Annotated in this window: 2 protein-coding genes; both read left to right on the top strand. The window is 64.0% G+C overall.

Annotated elements, in window-relative coordinates:
- Positions 1-1910, top strand: a 1910-nt coding sequence (locus GXY47_12730) for a hypothetical protein (GenBank protein ID NLV32007.1), incomplete at its 5' end; no start/stop codon positions are given.
- Between the two features lie 7 nt (positions 1911-1917).
- The coding region (locus tag GXY47_12725; GenBank protein NLV32006.1) for a HEAT repeat domain-containing protein at positions 1918-4338 on the top strand (2421 nt) is incomplete at its 3' end.

Genomic DNA, 4338 nt, shown 5'->3' with positions numbered 1-4338 from the left:
TCTGGACCCACAGGGGATCGCCGGGCTGGGTGGCCGACGTGCTGGCTGCCGGTCTGGTTCTCGACGATCACCCGGAGGCGGAGAAGCTGCGCAGTTGGGGGATGGGCTATTTCAAGAGAAACTATTTTCGAGCTTGGCAGCACAACGACGGCGCCTGGATGCACGGGGGGAGCAGCTACAACATTGGTATGATCATGCCCCAGATCATAGCTTACTGGGCCAGCGCCGTGGAAGGCGAAGATATCTACGAAGTCATCCGCCGTGAATATGGGGACTGGCTGCACGGACACCTGCGCTACATGATGGCCGAGGTCCTGCCGGACAAGACCCGCAGCGAAGCCGTCGCCTGGGACTACAATCCCAAAGGATTGAGGATAAAGGGGAAGGATCTATATTGGACCGTGGCCCGGGCCTACCGGGATACGGATTTCTACGGGTTCCAACGATGGCTCGGGGAAGATCCGAAAAGCGGACCCTACGGCAAGCTGGTCCGAATCCTCTTTTACGATGAGGCCATCGACGGGAGAGAGGCCAAGGATCCGCCGGCGGGCGCGTTCGCGAAGCTCTGGGGCCGCCAGGGTCCGGGTTATGTCCAGATTCGCGACAAGGGATGGGCGCCCGATGGCACCGTCATCGAGTTCAGGACCGGCGACTTCGTCTGGACACACAGCCATGTGAATCACAACAACGCGTTCTGGATTTTCAACAAGGGGCGACTGGCGGTGCAGGGAGGGAGCTACGGCCTCGATCAATGCTTTCACGGCGGCACCGGCAGTCACTATTTCACGCAATCGACCAGTACCAACACCATGCTGATTTTCCAGCCCGGCGAGTTCACCCACGCCGGAGGATCACGGGCCGGGGACTTGGTGGGTCCCAATATGATCACAAACGCCGGCGGCCAGCGGATGCGCTGGTACTGCGGGCAGACGTGCTTCACCTTTGACGAATACCTGCGCCGCAAGGTCGAGGAGAGCGATGTGGAGGCGGGGCTTTTCGAAACCGGCGACATCACGGCGTTCGAAGCGGCCGAAGATCATGGCTACAGTTACGTTTCGGGCGATGCCACCATGGCGTACAACAATCCTCGCTTCTCCTACTGGCAGCGGGAGGGGAAATCGGGAAAGATCCGGAAAAACCAGCCCAAGATCGACCTTTTCACCCGTTCCATGGTCTACCTGCCCGGAATCGACAACCTGGTGGTTTTCGACCGGGTAAATGCGCTGGATCCCTCCTGGCGCAAAGCGTGGCTCTGCCATTTTCAGGGAAAGCCGGAAATTATAGGAGGGAAGGCACTTTCGGCGGAGGTCCCGGGGCATATCGAGGAATTCGGCGGCGGCATCGTCACGGCCACCTGGGGTGACGGGGTATTGCAGCCTCCCGATCCCGGCGACCCGGGGCGGCTGTTTATTCAGACCCTGCTGCCGCGAAAGCACGTGATCCGCCGGATCGGCGGGGATGGGTACGAGGCCTGGGTCAACGGCAAGAACCGGACGGGGGACGACAAGAAGATCCTGGACAAGGTGGATGCCGGACGCTGGCGGATCGAGGTGTCCCCCGTCGAGCCGAGGAAATCCGACGTCTTCCTTCACCTTCTTCATATCGGGGATACCCGCACTTCCCGCATGCCGGCCGCGGAGGTGATCGAGTCTGAGGATGGGAAGATGGCCGGCCTTTCCACCGGGGGGTGGGTGGTGCTTTTTGGGAAAACCGGGCCCGTCAGCGGGGAAGTGGCCTACCGGGCTCCCGGAGCCAGGGCGGAGAACCTGGTGGTGGATCTGCAAAAGGGTGCCGCCTACAACGTGACCGGAGCCGAGGGTGGGGCCCGCAAAATGACGGCGAGCGCCGAAGGCACCCTCCGCTTTGCCACCGGCGGACCGGTATCGGTCGGCATTTCTCCGGTGCCATGAGGCCGGGATGATGACATATGATCCACGTCCAGGCGGCCGGGCCGTCCTGGTGGCCCCTTTGATTCTGGCTCTGGCCATTCTTGCCTGTGCCCAAGGGACACCGTCGCCGGATGCGGAAAGGGAGCCCTACTACCAGAGGCTCGGGGCGATCTGGAAGGGTGCCGGGTTGAGCCCGGAAGCCGAATACTGGCGCGCGCCCGAGCGTACCCCCGGGGATTTCCTGAGCCTCGATCCGGAGGCCACCGGTGTCTGGGTCAGCTGCGACCGATGGCCCGACGGCTCCGATGCGCGGCGCTTCGGCCTGGACGCGATCCGGCTCTCGGGCGCGCGGACGGATCATGAAAAGGCCCTGGCCGTCTACCGCTGGGTGCGGCGCTGGATGATCTACAACAATTCGAACGGGAGCTCGATCGAGCACCTGAACCCCGGCCCGGCCGGGCACGCCGTGGTGCACCAGGCCGACAAGCTGCTCAATGTCTACGGGGTGCACTGGTGCGGGGGGCAGGCGCGGGCGGTGGAGCAGATCTGGCGCGCCCTGGGGTACCGTGCGGAAAAGGTCATCCGGGGGAGTCACACGATCGTGGGACTCCACTACCGGGACTACGACGGGGTCGAGCGCTGGCACGGCCTCGATGTGTCCCACAGCAATGTCGCCTGGAACGACTCCTATCAGCGCCTGTTGAGCCTGGACGAGCTTTCGACCCAATGGTACGCGGGCTATTTCCAGTACGGGTTGCCGGGGAACGGGCATCTCTATTTCAACGATCACCGGATGGAACTGCACCTGCGGCGCGGGGAGAAACTCGAGCGGCTCTGGAGCAATGTCGGCAAACCGTACCAGGACAACGCCGCGCGGGGCAAGGGGATGGCCCAGAGGGTCCCCGACTACGAGCGCGGGCCGTATCTCCCCTTTACCTACGGCAACGGCGTCTGGCGCTATGCCCCCGACCTGGGCCGCGCGGGGTGGGAGAAGGGGTTGGCCGAGCCGGCCGCGAACATGGTGCCGGGAAGGCTGCAACCCGCGGCGGTGGGCAGCCGGGCGACGGCGGTGTGGCGTTTCCGCTCCCCCTACATCTTCTCCGATGCGGCCGTAAAACTCCGGCTGCGGCGCGGGACCGCGGCGGACCGGGTACGGCTCCTGTTTTCCTCGGACGAGGGGAAAAGCTGGAACGCGATCTGGGAGGCCCCGGATGAATTGATCGGCAATCCGGAGATCACCGTACCCATCTGCCCGAAGTTCGAGGTGACGGAAAAGGGGCCCAAACCTCCCGCCGGGCTGCACTCCCCCTTCGGACGTTACGCCTACCGCTTGAAGCTGGAATTGACGGCGGCGGGAAATCCCGGGGACTGCCGGGTTGAGGCGATCGAATTTGAAAACACCGTGCAGTTGAACATCTATTCGCTTCCCCAGCTGCATCCGGGAAACAACACCATAACCGTCAGGGGCCGGATCGACCCCGGGACGGCTCTGCGCGTCACCTATGTTTGGGACGACGCCGCGGGGAAGGGGCGGCGGCATGTCGCCATGGTGGAGAAGTCCCCCTATACCTATGAAATTGCCGCAACCGGTTCCCGGTGGGAGGACATCATCTGCCGATCGATCACCGTTGAGGCGGTGGAAATGGTCGATTCCGGGAACGGGGCGGAGCCTTCCGGGAGAGTGTCGCAACCGGCGTCCGCTCCGGAACTGCCTCCGGTCGAGAGGACCATGGGGCGCTGGAACGGCCAGCCGCTGGAGGATCAACTGCCGAAGCTCGATCAGGTGCTTGCGGCCGTCGGCAACGGGCAGCGGTTCAAGCGGATGGTGCGGGGAGCGGTCATGCGGGCCGACCCGCGCATGTTCGAAGCCTTCAAATCGATGGCCTACCAGGAACCCTCCCCGAACGATAAGTTGCTCGCCTTTGTTGGAATGTACCGGGCCGATCCGGAAAAGGCCCGGCCGGTGCTTTTGGACATCCTTGGAGACCGGGAAGGCCGCAGGGTGACCTGGAGCAAGGGAAAGGATAAGAAGGATCTCGGGTGGGGCCGGGAACTCTCCTGGTGCGAAGGGGGGACCGTCATCGGTTACATAGCGGCCGAAGCGGGCTGGGGCGAATTTCTGCCGGGATTGTTGAGAGTCCTGGCAAGCGATCAGTGCAAATCGGGCTGGGGGCCGCGTTACGGCACCGTGCGCGTCATCGGCCGCCTGGGCAAAGGCCGCCCCGGGGCCGCGGAGGCCATCCGGGGCGTTCTCGAGCAGAAACGGGGCAAGGAGCACGGGGATACCCTGATCGTGGCCGCCCTGGCCGCCGGAGTTCTGGGTGACAAGGGGTCCATCGCCGCCCTGCGGCGTCATCTTGACGGCGAATACTGGCCGCTCAAGCACAACGCGGCCCTTTCCCTGGGCATGCTCGGAGACGTGAGCATCGTGCCGCGCATGCTCGACTGG

The organism is Acidobacteriota bacterium (assembly GCA_012729555.1).
In the GTDB taxonomy this organism is placed as follows: Bacteria; Acidobacteriota; UBA6911; order UBA6911; family UBA6911; genus UBA6911.
This window is presented reverse-complemented; position numbering and strand designations above follow the sequence as displayed.